The organism is Saccharothrix ecbatanensis (assembly GCF_014205015.1).
GTDB classification, from domain to species: domain Bacteria; phylum Actinomycetota; class Actinomycetes; order Mycobacteriales; family Pseudonocardiaceae; genus Actinosynnema; species Actinosynnema ecbatanense.
Genome location: NZ_JACHMO010000001.1, coordinates 8879941 through 8893250 on the forward strand (window position 1 = coordinate 8879941; position 13310 = coordinate 8893250).

Here is a 13310-nt window from a genome sequence, read left to right on the forward strand (position 1 = left end):
GCGGCCGACGGGCGGAGCGGAGCGGGAGCCCGGCGTGCCGGCGATGCGGGGAGTCGGTGCAAACGTGAGGTGGGACTGGCTGCGCATCGCCGCAGACGGCGCGCCTTGATCCTGTAGAGCGGAATTCGGCAGTGTAGGAGGCTGGCGGCGGTGAGCTGTCGTGGTGAGGTCTGGCTGCCTAGGGTGAGGGCGTGGATCTCGTCGCATGGGCCTACTCGGTCGCTGAGGACCGGCTTGCAGACTCGTTGCCTCGACGGTGGGCGCACGTGCAGGGTGTTGCGACGCGGGCCGGGGCGGCTCGGCGGCTGTTCGTCGGGCAAGACCAGGAGCTGCTGACGGCGGCGGCGGTGCTGCATGACGTGGGGTACGCGCCTGACCTGGCGTTGACTGGGTTCCACCCGCTCGACGGTGCTCGTTACCTCGAACAACAGGGCTTCCCCGAACGGCTGTGTGCGCTTGTGGCGCACCACTCGTGCGCGTGTAGGGAAGCTGAGTTGAGGGACCTGTCAGCGGAGCTGGCTTCGTGGGAAGACGAGCGGTCCGCGGTGCGTGATGCGCTCTGGTGGGCAGATATGACGACCAGTCCAGACGGTGAAACGACGACGATTGGCGATCGGCTCGGTGAGATCCGCAAGCGCTATGGGCCGGAAGACGTCGTGACCATCTTCATCAGGCAGGCTGAGCCAGAACTGAAAGCCGCGGTTGAGAGGACTGAGGAGCGCCTACGGGACTTCGGGTACGGTCACGTGGCGAAGTAGGGCTTCGGCCGGTTCTCGAAGCCGTGTTCGATCCGAAGTCGGATCGACGGGTGGATGTTCAGCGAACTCAAGTCGTCGCGCTGCACCCAGTGGACTTCGCTGGACTCGTTGCTTGTGCGCAGCTCGCCTCCGATGGGTTGAGCGCGGAAGCAGATGGAGAACTCCTGGCGGACTTCGCCGTCGGTGTATGAGATGACGTGGGCAGGGTTGGAGTAGACGCCGATGATGTCGGTGGGGTCTACGTCGATGCCGGTCTCTTCCTTGACCTCACGGATGACGGTGTGGCCGATGGTCTCGCCTACGTCCTGGGCTCCACCCGGGATGGAGTAGAGGTCGTTGTCGGTGCGGCGGATCATGAGTAGGCGGCCTTGTTCATCTTGGACGAACGCGGTCACGGCTACGACGATGTTGGTCGCCTTGGGGGCGTTCGGGTCGTTGTAGTGGTCGGTGCGCGCCATGTCTCCCTGCCTACCACTTGGGTGGCTTGGCGTCGTCCCAGACGCCCTGGAAGCTCTCGGCGTAGGTCTCGAAGAGGTCGCCTCCGGAGAGGCGGCGCAGGTGCAGGACCGGGGCGTGGGCTGCCATGAAGCCGTGTACGTGGGTATTGACCAGCATCTCGTCATCGAAGCGGTAGATCGAGTTGTAGAGCGTGGTGCGGTGGCACCTGACCTCGGCGTGGCCGGTGTCGGCCAAGGGCTTGAAGAACGCGAGGGCGTTGCGGACCTTGGCGGCGAGGGTGCCCTTGCCGATGCCCTCTTCCTCACTGCGGCGGGCTACCTCCCGGCTGGCGGGGTCGCCGAGGAGTAGGCGGATCTTGACGCCTGCCTCCGCCTTCTGGCGGAAAATTTTGATCAAGTTCGGGTTGTCGGTGAGGAACATGCCCGAGTAGATCAGGATCGAGATGTTCAGGCGGGCCTGGTCGACCAGGTGGGTCCACTGCTCCTGGGGGACGGAGTGGCGGTGCGGGTAGACCTGCACGACCTCCGATTGAGTGATCTCCTTCTTGGCCTCCGGGGCGAGCGCATTGGGCCAGAGGTACGTCTCGGCCTCCCGGACCATGGCGGCGATGGTGCGTCGATGCCGGGGGTACGGGGTGCGGTCGAGGTTGATCCAGCGTTCGACCGTCTTGGGGTCCACGCCGGTGGCTTTGGCCACCTGGATGAGGTCAAAACCGTTGCGTAGCAACGAGTCTCGTAGGCGTTGGTTCGGCATGGCTCCCCCTGTGGAACGAGTTGGGACGTCTTCAAGGTAGCAAGGACGTCTGTAGTGGTCCCGCTATGCGGTGCTGGCGTCCCCGATTTTTGCCGAAAGTGGTTGGTGTCGAGGTGCCGGACAGCAGGTCCGGCCGACGCTGATGACAGGAGATCGGCTGTGGCGATCACGGGTGGGAGCAGGCTCCCCACGTCGCATGACTTCGTGTTCCCGCGTGGTGCGTTGGTGATGGGTGTTGAGCCGGTGCTCAAGTTCCAGTCTGCCGAGGAGCGGGCGAAGGGCCTGCCGGTTCAGCAGGAGACGGACAAGGAGACCGGGCTGTTGGTGTGGTCGGTGCTGGTGATCGACCAGGCGGCCGAGCGGAAGACCGATGCGGCGGTGACGGTCAAGATCGCTGCTCCCCACCAGCCGGTTCCTCCGGAGGCGATTCCGGGGACCGATGTGCGGCCGGTGGTGTTCGAAGGGCTGACGGTGACGCCCTGGATTGACGACAAGGTGTGCCGGGGGAGCCACGGGGGTGAGCGGCACCGGTGCCGGGCCAAGCTCGGGTACAGCCTGCGCGCGTCCGGGATGAAGCCGGTCGTCGTCAAGCCCGCCTCCAAGGCCGCGTGATCCCGGTGGCGGACATGGTGCGTCTTCACGTGACTGCTGACCTGCCGATGCGGGTCGAACCGCTGGTGTTCGTGGGGCGGGTCGAGGTCCGGTTTGGCAACGCCTTCCCTGCCGTGCTGTTGGTGGACCACGCGGCACTTCCGCGTCTGGTGCGTAGCCTCACCGAGGGACAGGCGGTTCTGGATCAGGTGGTCTTTTCGGCGGCAGGGCGGCATGTGCTGGTTGAGGAGGTCGGTGATGACGCCACCGGGGAGGGTTGAGCCGGTGGCCCTGTCGCAGGTGGGCGGCAACGTCGCCGAGGTCGTGGCGCGCTACCCGGAGCTTGGCCGTCTGGTCGACCTGGAGGCGGCAGGGTGGTCGTTCATCCACCGCTTCGACGCCGAGGGCGTGGACCGGGTCGATGCGTTCCGGGAGTGGCCGGACGGGTGGCTGGACTGCCTGCGCGTCCGCTCGGCCACGGATGCGATGGCGCTGCGTTCGGCTGGTGGTGATCCGCCCGCGATGACGTGGGAGAAGACGGGCGGACTTGTGGAGGTTGTCGGTGAGTTGTTGACGCTCCCGGCGCCGGATGAGCGGACGGCTCCTCGTCTGGTGTTGGGTGCTGCTCTGCGGTTGTGGACTCCTGGGGGTTGGCGGTGACCGAGGAGCGGAAACCCACGCGTCAGCCGCCTCGTCGTGCGACCTATCAGGAGGTGTTGGGGGCGCATCTGCGGGCCTTGCGGCGGCAGCGGGATGTCAAGGCGTCGGTGATCGCGGAGCGGTTCGAGGTGTCGGAAGCGCTGTTGTCGAAAGTTGAACGGGGCGCGAGAGGGCCGAGTCCCGCCACGCTGGCGATGTACTGCGAGGTTCTGGGTGTGCCGCTGCTCGATCTGTTGGCGGACGTGGCGATGCGGCATCGGGAGCTGTTGGACCCCTTCGATCCGCTGCTTCGTCTTGAGTTGCCGCCGTACGTGCGGGCACTGGACGGGCTCGCCCTCTACGCGGGTATCCCGGCCCGGCACATGCCCAGGTCCGTCCCGGCCCGCATCCCCGACACCACGACCATGATCTTCGGCGCGAGCGATGTCCGCGCCCCGCAGCACTCGCCTGCACGACCTCCGGCACACGGGCAACACGCTGGTGGCTGAGACCGGGGCGACGCTCCACGAACTCCTGGATTGGATGGGTCATAGCTCCGCCCGCGCGGCGCTCACCTACCTCCACTCGAGGGAGGAGAGGGGGCGGAAGATCCACAGAAAGCAAAAGACCGTCCACATGGGACGGTCCGTAAGCGGTCTACCAGCACTGGAGCAAGAGAGCGGGTGACCGGGATCGAACCGGCATGACCAGCTTGGAAGGCTGGGGCTCTACCATTGAGCTACACCCGCACCGCGCCTACCGGGGTGGGCGCGGGAGTAGCTTAGCTGGTCGCGATAGGCTGGGGTGGACCGGGGCGTGGCGCAGCTTGGTAGCGCACCCGCTTTGGGAGCGGGGGGTCGCAGGTTCAAATCCTGTCGCCCCGACGGTTGCCCTGGCCGACCCTCGTGGTTGGTCAGGGCTTTTTCTTGAACGTGGCTAGGCGCCCAGGTCGTTCACGGCCGTGGAGATCGTCGCTGCCTGGAGCTCCAGCTCGTCATCCGGCGACGTCTCGTCCACGCCTCGCGCCAGGAGCTCCGACCTCGACAGGAGCAGCAGAGCACCGCGGTAGTGGTCCGCGTCCAGGAGATCCACCGGCACGACTTCCAACCGTCCCTCGATCAGGACCAGGTTGGGGTCCGGCAGCTGGGAGTTCAGCAACTCCCGCAGATGACTTGCCTTGACGGTCATTCGTTCGGCCTACCCGACACGCCGCGTAGCGAAACGCGGGCCGTTCTTGAGCACACTCGCGCCCGGGCGCTCAAGAACGGCTCCCCAGTGTCAGGCCGGTGTGGCTACCTGCTCGCTCACCACTTGCGCCGCCGCCGACACGAGTGCCGTCACGGACGGGTTGGTGGAGTTGTCCCTCCGCCACGCGAACTGGGTGTACACCCTGAACGGCGGGACCCACGGCAGCCGGCACAGCCTGCCGTCGGCGAGCTCCGCCGCGACCGTCACCTCGGGGACAAGCGAAATCCCCAGACCCGAGGCGACCGCGCGCTTGGCGGCATCGATCGAGTCGAGCGCCAGCACCGGCGACTTCGACTCCGTTTCCTGCAAACCCAACGCCTGCTCGAACTGCTCGTAGTAACTGGCGCCGTTCTCCGCCCGGATGAGCGTGCTGCCCCGCAGCTCGTCCTCGGTGATCACCGAACGCCTCGTGAGCGCGTGGCTGGGACCGGCGACCATGGCCAACGGCTCCGGGCACAGCACCGTCGTCTCCAACCCCTCGCGGGGCTCCACGGAGCCGATGAAGAAGGTGCAGTCCAGCCGCCCCTCACGCACCGAGGTCAGGTTCGCCTGGGTGTTCCGTGAATGGAGGGAGATCTGGACGCTCGGGTAGCGCCAGCACATGTACTCGATCAGTGGTAGCAGACGGTAGTCGGTCAGACTCTGTGCGCTGCCGATGACCAGCTTGCCGTGCGGCTCGCCGTTCATCGTTATGGCTTTTCTTGCCTTGTCGGTCAGGGTGATGATGTTCCGTGCGAACGGTAAGAGCTCGACACCGGCAGAGGTCATCTGGATGCCGCGCGGAAGTCGCCGGAACAGGGGCACGCCGAGGGTTTCTTCGAGTGCCTTGATCCGGGTGGTGATGGTGGGCTGCGAGCAATTCAGCGTGGCGGCTGCCTTGGTGAAACTGCCCGTTTGAACCACAGTTGTGAACGCCAAAAGTTGACGCGTCTCCATGGAGCTCCCCAACGGTGCGGATAAGTGGTCCACGAGAGGCCGGTGTAGGACGGCGTCGTGATCTCTTGTGCATGGCGGCAGCCGACCCTGGCTGCGCTTATGCGTGCGCGCGGCCTGAGGTCGATCAACAACGCCGCTCTACCGTGAGGGATGGCACCCGGTGGTCGGGCGGAGTGCCCGCCACCCGTCGGACACCGACGACAAGGCCGGCGCCCAGTGATGATCCAGATTTTGTGTTCGGCAGCGGCGGAATGGATCTCATCGGGTCATCGGCACCTTGTCTGGTAGGTGGTTAAAGAGCTCGATGACATTGTCTCGCTCGTTCCTGTCGGTCCCGGTTGCCGGTTGCGTCCGCTGCTGACCCCCCAGAACGTCCGGCAACACAATTATTCCTGGTCGAACACGCGGGTCCGGGCGTCACGCTACCTGAAACCCACACTAATGGACTACGGCGACTGGAGTCATCTCGACAAGTGAAAACTTTCGGTCGGGTACTACTCCAAACGGCCTCAATTCACTCCTTGTGCCCAACCCTCCCCTCGTGCCGGTTGCGCAACGTGACGCTGCGCTACGACATACGTGTTACACGACTGTTGGACGGCTTCGTAGGGTGATGACGCGACACGCCATAGGCACGGCTCCCTGTGTCACTCGAATGGCCTAGCGATACAGGGTCTAGTTGGACCGTCTGGCGGGGTCGATACCACCGAACGGTCTACGATCGAGACCGAAAAATGCGGTCCGCCGCCAGGTTGCCGCCAATGGGCGCGTCCGAGTCAATGCGACCACGGCACCCAGTCAAGACCCGGAACGAACCCGGAACATGGCCGGAACGTGGCCCGGAACGCGTCCGGGATCACGCGCTGCCAAGACCGCACTTACCAGGGCTTTGTTTAATAGCCAGTGTTGTGATTTCCGTCCCGTCCGCCGGGGTCCGCCCGTCGCTGTCCCGTGGGTGCCAAGGGCAGCCTCACGGTTGCGTTGAGGACGGTTGCGACAGTGCGTAATTCGGCCGACACAAAGAATTTGCCGGCCGCACGCAGAATGTGAATCTCGTTCATCCTCTATTGCCGCGACAATGGGCGGTCGGCCCCGCGCGGCCCCCGCACCGCCGCCGTCGCACCTGCTTGCGGCCCCCAGAGCCGGGGTGCTAGCGCCCCCGCGCCGGCGGACCGCCTAGACTCAGGCGGAATCCCGGCGCACCCAGACGCGTTCCCGGGATGTTCCGCACGTCGTGCCCGTTACGAGGAGACCACGTTGAAGAGCACCGTCGAGCACCTGAGCCCGACGCGGGTCCGGATCAACGTCGAGGTGCCGTTCGACGAGCTCAAGTCGGACTTCGACCGCGCGTACCGGAAGCTGGCCAAGCAGGTCCGCATCCCCGGCTTCCGCCCCGGCAAGGCCCCCGCCCGCGTGCTGGAGAGCCGCATCGGCCGCGCGCCCGTCCTGGACGAGGTCGTCCAGGAGGCGATCCCCGCCAAGTACCTGGAGGCGGTCAACTCCGGTGAGCTGCGCACCCTCGGCCGCCCCGACTTCGAGGTGACCAAGATCGAGGACGGCGAGTCGCTGGCGTTCACCGCCGAGGTCGACGTCCGCCCAGAGATCACCGTCCCGGCCTTCGGCGACCTCACGGTCAGCGTCGACGACCAGGAGGTCACCGACGAGGACGTGGACACCCAGCTGAACGAGCTGCGCGCCCGCTTCGCCACCCTGACCGGCGTCCAGCGCCCGGCCGAGAACGGCGACTTCGTCGTGGTCGACCTGTCGGCGACCGTGGACGGCGAGGAGGTCGAGGAGGCCAAGACCGCCGGCCTGTCCTACGAGATCGGCTCCGGCCAGCTCGTCGAGGGCATCGACGAGGCCCTGATCGGCGCCTCCGACGGCGAGTCCCGCAACTTCACCACCACCCTGGTCGCCGGTGAGCACGCCGGCCGCGACGCCGACGTCACCGTCGTGCTGACCTCGGTCAAGGAGCGCCAGCTGCCGGAGTTGGACGACGAGTTCGCCCAGCTGGCGAGCGAGTTCGACACCCTGGACGAGCTGAAGGCCGACCTGCGCACCCGCCTGGGCCGCGTGAAGAAGATGCAGCAGGGCGTCCAGGCCCGGGACAAGGTGCTGGAGGCGCTGATGGCCAGCGTCGAGGTGCCGCTGCCCGAGGCCGTCGTCCAGGGCGAGGTCGACGCGCGTGCGCACGACGCGATCCACGCCCTTGAGCACGACGAGGCGCGCTTCGCCGAGTGGCTGGCCGAGCAGGGCCAGACCAAGGAGGAGTTCGACGCCGAGGTGCGCGAGGCCTCCGAGCAGGCGGTCAAGACCCAGCTCGTGCTGGACGCGATCGCCGACGCCGAGCAGCTCAGCGTGACCGACGCCGAGCTGACCGAGCGGATCATCTACCAGGCCCAGCGGTTCGGCGTGAGCCCGGACGAGTACGTCAAGCGGGCGCAGCAGTCGGGCCAGCTCGGCGCGATCTTCGCCGACGTGCGCCGCGGCAAGGCGCTGGCCACGGTCGTGCGCCAGGCCACCGTCACCGACGCGGCCGGCAACGCCCTCGACCTCGACGAGCTTTTCGGTGAGGCGAAGCCCGAGGCCAAGTCCACTGAGGAAGCCGCCAACGCGGAGTGAAGCCCTGAGCGAACGCGGGCGGTGTCGGTACGTCGACGCCGCCCGCCTTCGTTAAGGTCGTTGCTACGAGACTCTTTTCGGCACAGCTAGTCGGCAAAGTTAGGCAGGCAGACGTGACGCAGCATTCCTTCCCGACGCCCGAGATGCGAGCGGCCACGGGGATGAACCTCAACGACTCGGTCTACGAGCGCCTGCTCCGCGAGCGGATCATCGTCCTGGGGTCGCAGGTCGAAGAGGGCATCGCCAACCAGATCACCGCCCAGCTCCTCCTCCTCGCGGCCGAGGACCCGGAGAAGGACATCACGCTCTACATCAACTCGCCCGGCGGCTCGGTGACCGCGGGCATGGCGATCTTCGACACGATGCAGCTCATCGAGCCGGACGTGGCCACCTACGCGATGGGCCTGGCCGCCTCGATGGGGCAGTTCCTGCTCTCCGCGGGCACGCCCGGCAAGCGGCACGCGCTCCCGCACGCCCGCATCCTCATGCACCAGCCCTCGGCGGGTGTCGGCGGCACGGCGGCGGACATCGCGATCCAGGCGGACATGCTCACCAAGACGAAGCACGAGATGGCCGAGCTGATCGCGGAGCACACCGGTCAGTCGGTCGAGCGCATCGTCGCCGACTCGGACCGCGACCGCTGGTTCACCGCACAGGAAGCCCTGGAGTACGGCTTCGTGGACAAGGTGATCAGCCGCGCCAGCCAGGCGTCGACCAACTGACCGCGAGCAGAGCACCAGGAGACCTGAAGTGAGCCAGTTCCACGCGCCGCAGTCCCGGTACGTGCTCCCGTCGTTCGTCGAGCGCACCAGCTACGGCATCAAGGAGTCCAACCCGTACAACAAGCTGTTCGAGGAACGCATCATCTTCCTCGGCGTGCAGGTGGACGACGCGTCGGCCAACGACGTGATGGCCCAGCTGCTCGTGCTGGAGTCGGAGGACCCCGACCGCGACATCCTGATGTACATCAACTCGCCTGGTGGCTCGTTCACCTCGCTGATGGCCATCTACGACACCATGCAGTTCGTCCGCCCCGACATCCAGACCTACTGCCTGGGCCAAGCGGCCTCGGCGGCGGCTGTGCTGCTCGCGGCGGGCACCCCGGGCAAGCGGCACGCGCTGCCGAACGCCCGGATCCTGATCCACCAGCCGGCCACCGAGGGCGTCTACGGGCAGGTCTCCGACCTGGAGATCCAGTCCAACGAGATCCAGCGGGTGCGCAGGCTGCTGGAGTCGACCCTCGCCCGGCACACCAACCAGACGCCCGAGCAGGTGCGCACGGACATCGAGCGCGACAAGATCCTCACCGCCGCCGAGGCGAAGGACTACGGCCTGATCGACAGCGTTCTGCCGTACCGGAAGCTCTCGGCGAAGTAGCACCGGCGTGGCGTCCGACACGCCGAGCTGACCAGGGGTCCTGTCCAGTTCGGTGTGTCGGGGGCACGCTGGTCCTCCCGCACAGGCGGGTAGGACAGGTACCGTCGAGGGGAACGGGCGGACCCCGCGTCCAGCGGGCACTCGCCACATCAGCAGTCAGGCGCACTTCACCAGGTCGTGTGCCGGAGGGGACAGAGGTCAGCGGTCATGGCACGTATCGGTGACGGCGGCGACCTGCTGAAGTGCTCTTTCTGCGGTAAGAGCCAGAAGCAGGTGAAAAAACTCATCGCCGGCCCCGGTGTCTACATCTGCGATGAGTGCATCGACCTCTGCAACGAGATCATCGAGGAAGAACTCGCGGAGGCCGGTGACGTCAAGCTCGACGAGCTGCCCAAGCCCGCCGAGATCCACGAGTTCCTCGACCAGTACGTGATCGGCCAGAACGAGGCCAAGCGGACGCTCTCGGTGGCGGTCTACAACCACTACAAGCGCATCCAGGCGGGTGACCGCGGGCGTGAGGGCCGCGACGACGGCGTGGAGCTCGCCAAGTCGAACATCCTCATGCTCGGCCCGACGGGCTGCGGCAAGACCTACCTGGCCCAGACGCTGGCGAAGATGCTGAACGTGCCGTTCGCCATCGCGGACGCCACTGCGCTGACCGAGGCGGGCTACGTGGGTGAGGACGTCGAGAACATCCTCCTCAAGCTCATCCAGGCGGCGGATTACGACGTCAAGCGCGCCGAGACCGGCATCATCTACATCGACGAGGTCGACAAGATCGCTCGAAAGAGTGAAAATCCGTCGATCACGCGGGATGTGTCGGGCGAGGGCGTGCAGCAGGCGCTGCTGAAGATCCTCGAGGGCACCACGGCCTCCGTGCCGCCGCAGGGTGGTCGCAAGCACCCGCACCAGGAGTTCATCCAGATCGACACGACGAACGTGCTGTTCATCGTGGCGGGCGCGTTCGCGGGCCTTGACAAGATCATCCAGGACCGGGTGGGCAAGCGCGGACTGGGCTTCGGCGCCGAGGTGCGCACCAAGGCCGAGGTCGACGCGGCGGACTACTACGCGGACTCGATGCCCGAGGACCTGATCAAGTTCGGCCTGATCCCCGAGTTCATCGGCCGGTTGCCGATGGTCGCGAGCGTCACGAACCTGGACAAGGAATCACTGGTCCGGATCCTGACCGAGCCGAAGAACGCGCTGGTCAAGCAGTACCAGAAGCTCTTCGAGATGGACGGCGTCGAACTGGAGTTCACCCGGACCGCGATGGAGGCCGTCGCCGACCAGGCGATCCTCCGCGGCACCGGCGCCCGCGGCCTGCGGGCGATCATGGAGGAAGTCCTGCTGCCGGTGATGTACGACATCCCGAGCCGCACGGACGTCGCCAAGGTCGTCATCACGGAGCAGACCGTGAAGGACAACGTCAACCCGACCATCGTCGCCCGGCAGCCCTCGCGCCGGGAGCGCCGCGAGAAGTCGGCGTGAGTTGTCCCTCCCGCACACGCTGATCCTGCACGGCCTGGGTGGATCCGGGCCGACGCACTGGCAGAACTGGCTGGCAGGTGAACTGGCCCACCACGGTGGGTCGGTGGACCTGCCCCAGTTCAGCGCCCCCGACTCACCGGAGCTGCCGGTGTGGTTGGCGGAGCTGCGGTCGCACCTGGCCGCCATGCCCGCGGCCGGTTCGGTCGAACGCGTGGTCGTCGCGCACTCGTTGGCCGGGCTGTTGTGGCTGCACCACGCGGCCGGGCCGTTCGACGAGGCGCTGCGGGTGGACCGGGTGCTGCTGGTCGCCCCGCCCGCGCCGGACTTCGCCGACGAGCCGTTGATCTCCGAGTTCCTGCACCCCGTGCTCGATCCGACGGCGGCGCGGCGGGCGGCGGTGTCGACCCGACTGGTGGTCGGCGAGGGTGATCCGTACTGCACGTTGACGCAGGCCAAGGAGTTGGCCGAGGCGTTGCGGATCGACTTGGACGTCATCGTGGGCGGCGCGCACCTCAACGCGGACGCCGGGTACGGGCCGTGGAGCGCCGTGCTGAAGTGGGTCCGCAGCGGCCGCGTGCCGCTCACGCCGCGCTGACCGTGGCGTCCGAGCCGACGTTCGCGGACTTACGCGGGGCCGCCCGCTCAGTGAAGCGGGCCGGCCTCGGGCGACAGGTCTTGCGGGCGGTGCGCCCCAGGCGGCTCAACGTCGTGTTCCGCTCCCGCGCGCCACTGGCGTTGCAGTTGCGGCTGGCCCACTTGGACGGCCGGCTGATCTGGCGCTCCGCGGACACCTTTGTGCTCGTGCGACCGCCGATCCCGGCGAAGGCGAGGATGGGCGCCAAGGCCCGTGTCATCCATGCGCTCGACCGCTTGTGGGACGCGTTGGTGCTGGCCGTTCCCGCCTTCCTCTGCCTGCTCCTCGCTCTGGTGCTGGCGTTCGTGTTCGACCTGCGGGTTCCTGCGCTGTTCGCGTCATTGGCGGCGCTGCTGTGGGCCGCGGTGTTGATGATGCTGGGCGGGGTGGTGCACACGCTGTCGTTCGGCCTGGCGTTTCTCCTCAACCGGGGGACGGCGGCGAGGCAGGCCGGTGAGTCGTTCCGCGGCGACAACTGGTCCATCGCGCTGTGCCACGTCGCAGACCCACGCGATGTCGAGGGCCTGCTGGAGGAGGCGGTGCGGCTGGTCGATCGGTTGAGCGCCCGGTACGAGTACGGCGCGGACAAGGTGCTGGTGTTCGCACCGGAGGCGGCCTCGACGCCGCAGACGTTGGACGCGCTCCGCAAGTGCGCGCGGGTCCGGTCGTTCGGAGCAGGGGATGACAGCGTCCTGCTCGTTCGAGAACCGGGTCGCATTCCTACGGCGCCGTCCTTTGCGTTCAACGGTGTGCCCCTGCTGCTTTTGGCGTCCGCAGTGCTGCTGCTGTCCATCGCCCAAGGGGTGGTTGGCTGGGAGCTGGAGGCATGCGCCACGGTCTGCACGGGTGGCCCGACGTCGTACGGCGCCGCGTTGTTCTGGCTGTTCAGGTACTACGTCGTGGTCGGGATCCCGGGTGCCGCCCCGGCGACGTTCCGGTCGACCAGCATCGCGTTGATGCTGCCGTTCCTGGGTGCGGTGGTGCTGGTGAACGTGGTGACGGTGGCGCGGGAGACGATGCGGAAAGCACGGGAGAGGCAGGACGCGTTGCTGGCCGAGGTCTCGAAGGACACGACCACGTCGACCGTTCTCGTACTCGTGGCGAACGCCACTGAACGGGACGCGGTCGTGCGGGCGGTGGGACGTGGCGAGGTGACGAGGTTGCGCACGCATCACCACACGGTGTTCGACCTCGGGGTGGTCAGCCGTGCCCGGCTGCTCCTCGCGCAGACCGAGCAGGGGGTCGATGCCCAGGGAGCGGCGACGTTGACCACGGACACGTTGATCCGTGAGCTGACGCCGGACTTCGTCCTGCTCGTCGGCATCTGCTACGGGTTGCGCGAGCGCGAGCAGCACTTGGGCGGGCTCGTCATCAGCTCCAGGATGCGCGCGTTGAACTGGCGCAAGGAACTGCCGGACCGGACCGTCGTGCGCGGTGAGCTGGTGACCGCCGGGGTGCGCGTGCTCGACCGGTGCCGTGCGGCGACGATGGACTGGGCGGGCCCCGAGCCGGACTTCGGCCTGCTGCTGTCGATGAGCGTCCTGGTCAACTCGGCCGAGTTCCGGGCGAGCCTGCTGGAACTCGAACCGGACGCCGTCGGCGGGGAGACGGAGGCGGCCGGGGTGCACGGCGCGTGCGCCAAGCACAAGGTGGACTGGATCGCGATCAAGGGCATCTCCGACTGGGGCATGGACAAGAGCGACGGCCACCAGGCCGTTGCCGCCCGGAACGCGGCCGACTTCCTCCTGCACCTCCTCCGCACGGGTGGACTCGATCCCGTCGACTGACGCCCTGCCGGAGCCGCC

The 13310-nt window shown here is 67.2% G+C and carries 15 protein-coding genes and 2 tRNA genes; 12 read left to right on the top strand and 5 right to left on the bottom strand.

Annotated features, from left to right (window positions below):
* Positions 1-191 precede the first annotated feature (191 nt).
* Complete coding sequence (locus F4560_RS39505) at positions 192-758, top strand: HD domain-containing protein (protein WP_184928140.1); 567 nt, start codon at positions 192-194, stop codon at positions 756-758.
* Here the strand turns inward: F4560_RS39505 and F4560_RS39510 are convergent.
* Both F4560_RS39510 and F4560_RS39515 read right to left on the bottom strand, forming a co-directional pair.
* On the bottom strand, positions 743-1216 hold the full coding sequence (locus F4560_RS39510) for an NUDIX hydrolase (protein ID WP_184928141.1): 474 nt from the start codon (positions 1214-1216) through the stop codon (positions 743-745). The two genes, F4560_RS39505 and F4560_RS39510, sit on opposite strands and share 16 nt — an antisense overlap.
* A gap of 10 nt (positions 1217-1226) precedes the next feature.
* Positions 1227-1970 carry a DUF5919 domain-containing protein gene (locus tag F4560_RS39515; protein WP_184928142.1) on the bottom strand — a complete coding sequence of 248 codons (744 nt, stop codon included), beginning with the start codon at positions 1968-1970 and terminating at the stop codon, positions 1227-1229.
* Positions 1971-2198: 228 nt separating this feature from the next.
* Between F4560_RS39515 and F4560_RS39520 the strand changes: the two genes are divergently transcribed.
* From F4560_RS39520 to F4560_RS39535, 4 genes are read left to right on the top strand one after another with little or no spacing between them, the layout of a single operon-like run.
* Complete coding sequence (locus tag F4560_RS39520; protein ID WP_221483805.1) at positions 2199-2582, top strand: plasmid replication, integration and excision activator; 384 nt, start codon at positions 2199-2201, stop codon at positions 2580-2582.
* A gap of 29 nt (positions 2583-2611) precedes the next feature.
* On the top strand, positions 2612-2842 hold the full coding sequence (locus F4560_RS39525; protein WP_184928143.1) for a hypothetical protein: 231 nt from the start codon (positions 2612-2614) through the stop codon (positions 2840-2842).
* On the top strand, positions 2820-3221 hold the full coding sequence (locus F4560_RS39530; protein WP_246477942.1) for a hypothetical protein: 402 nt from the start codon (positions 2820-2822) through the stop codon (positions 3219-3221). Before F4560_RS39525 ends, F4560_RS39530 begins: the two co-directional genes overlap by 23 nt.
* Entirely contained in the window at positions 3218-3709 is a 492-nt protein-coding gene (locus F4560_RS39535; protein ID WP_184928144.1) for a helix-turn-helix domain-containing protein, read from the top strand. Before F4560_RS39530 ends, F4560_RS39535 begins: the two co-directional genes overlap by 4 nt.
* Positions 3710-3878: 169 nt before the next feature.
* On the opposite strand, the gene F4560_RS39540 is transcribed toward F4560_RS39535, so the two are convergent.
* Positions 3879-3949 (bottom strand) — tRNA-Gly (locus F4560_RS39540).
* A gap of 61 nt (positions 3950-4010) precedes the next feature.
* Here F4560_RS39540 and F4560_RS39545 point away from each other — a divergent pair.
* Positions 4011-4084: transfer RNA gene (locus F4560_RS39545), tRNA-Pro, on the top strand.
* Positions 4085-4136: 52 nt separating this feature from the next.
* On the opposite strand, the gene F4560_RS39550 is transcribed toward F4560_RS39545, so the two are convergent.
* Positions 4137-4388, bottom strand: coding sequence for a hypothetical protein (locus F4560_RS39550; RefSeq protein WP_184928145.1), 252 nt, complete (start codon positions 4386-4388; stop codon positions 4137-4139).
* A 90-nt stretch (positions 4389-4478) separates the two neighbouring features.
* A complete protein-coding gene (locus F4560_RS39555) occupies positions 4479-5384 on the bottom strand; it encodes a LysR family transcriptional regulator (RefSeq protein ID WP_033438489.1) in 906 nt (301 codons plus the stop codon).
* Between the two features lie 1257 nt (positions 5385-6641).
* Here F4560_RS39555 and tig point away from each other — a divergent pair.
* From tig to F4560_RS46400, 6 genes are all read left to right on the top strand, one after another.
* Entirely contained in the window at positions 6642-8006 is a 1365-nt protein-coding gene (gene tig / locus F4560_RS39560; RefSeq protein WP_184928146.1) for a trigger factor, read from the top strand.
* 113 nt (positions 8007-8119) lie between these two features.
* Positions 8120-8728 carry an ATP-dependent Clp protease proteolytic subunit gene (locus tag F4560_RS39565; protein WP_312869753.1) on the top strand — a complete coding sequence of 203 codons (609 nt, stop codon included), beginning with the start codon at positions 8120-8122 and terminating at the stop codon, positions 8726-8728.
* Between the two features lie 28 nt (positions 8729-8756).
* On the top strand, positions 8757-9383 hold the full coding sequence (locus F4560_RS39570) for an ATP-dependent Clp protease proteolytic subunit (RefSeq protein WP_184928147.1): 627 nt from the start codon (positions 8757-8759) through the stop codon (positions 9381-9383).
* A 207-nt stretch (positions 9384-9590) separates the two neighbouring features.
* Entirely contained in the window at positions 9591-10871 is a 1281-nt protein-coding gene (gene clpX, locus F4560_RS39575) for an ATP-dependent Clp protease ATP-binding subunit ClpX (RefSeq protein WP_033438306.1), read from the top strand.
* A 1-nt stretch (position 10872) separates the two neighbouring features.
* Positions 10873-11466 carry an RBBP9/YdeN family alpha/beta hydrolase gene (locus F4560_RS39580; RefSeq protein WP_184928148.1) on the top strand — a complete coding sequence of 198 codons (594 nt, stop codon included), beginning with the start codon at positions 10873-10875 and terminating at the stop codon, positions 11464-11466.
* Positions 11467-11555: 89 nt separating this feature from the next.
* Positions 11556-13292, top strand: a complete 1737-nt coding sequence (locus F4560_RS46400; protein ID WP_184928149.1) for a 5'-methylthioadenosine/S-adenosylhomocysteine nucleosidase family protein — start codon at positions 11556-11558, stop codon at positions 13290-13292.
* The last annotated feature ends 18 nt before the right edge of the window (positions 13293-13310 follow it).

What these genes read in the sequence shown, in the direction of transcription:
- F4560_RS39510 (WP_184928141.1), bottom strand. Translation starts at nt 1,216, where the DNA reads ATGGCGCGCACCGACCACTACAACGACCCGAACGCCCCCAAGGCGACC.
- F4560_RS39515 (WP_184928142.1), bottom strand. Translation starts at nt 1,970, where the DNA reads ATGCCGAACCAACGCCTACGAGACTCGTTGCTACGCAACGGTTTTGAC.
- F4560_RS39520 (WP_221483805.1), top strand. Translation starts at nt 2,199, where the DNA reads ATGGGTGTTGAGCCGGTGCTCAAGTTCCAGTCTGCCGAGGAGCGGGCG.
- F4560_RS39530 (WP_246477942.1), top strand. Translation starts at nt 2,820, where the DNA reads ATGACGCCACCGGGGAGGGTTGAGCCGGTGGCCCTGTCGCAGGTGGGC.
- F4560_RS39550 (WP_184928145.1), bottom strand. Translation starts at nt 4,388, where the DNA reads ATGACCGTCAAGGCAAGTCATCTGCGGGAGTTGCTGAACTCCCAGCTG.
- F4560_RS39555 (WP_033438489.1), bottom strand. Translation starts at nt 5,384, where the DNA reads ATGGAGACGCGTCAACTTTTGGCGTTCACAACTGTGGTTCAAACGGGC.
- clpX (WP_033438306.1), top strand. Translation starts at nt 9,591, where the DNA reads ATGGCACGTATCGGTGACGGCGGCGACCTGCTGAAGTGCTCTTTCTGC.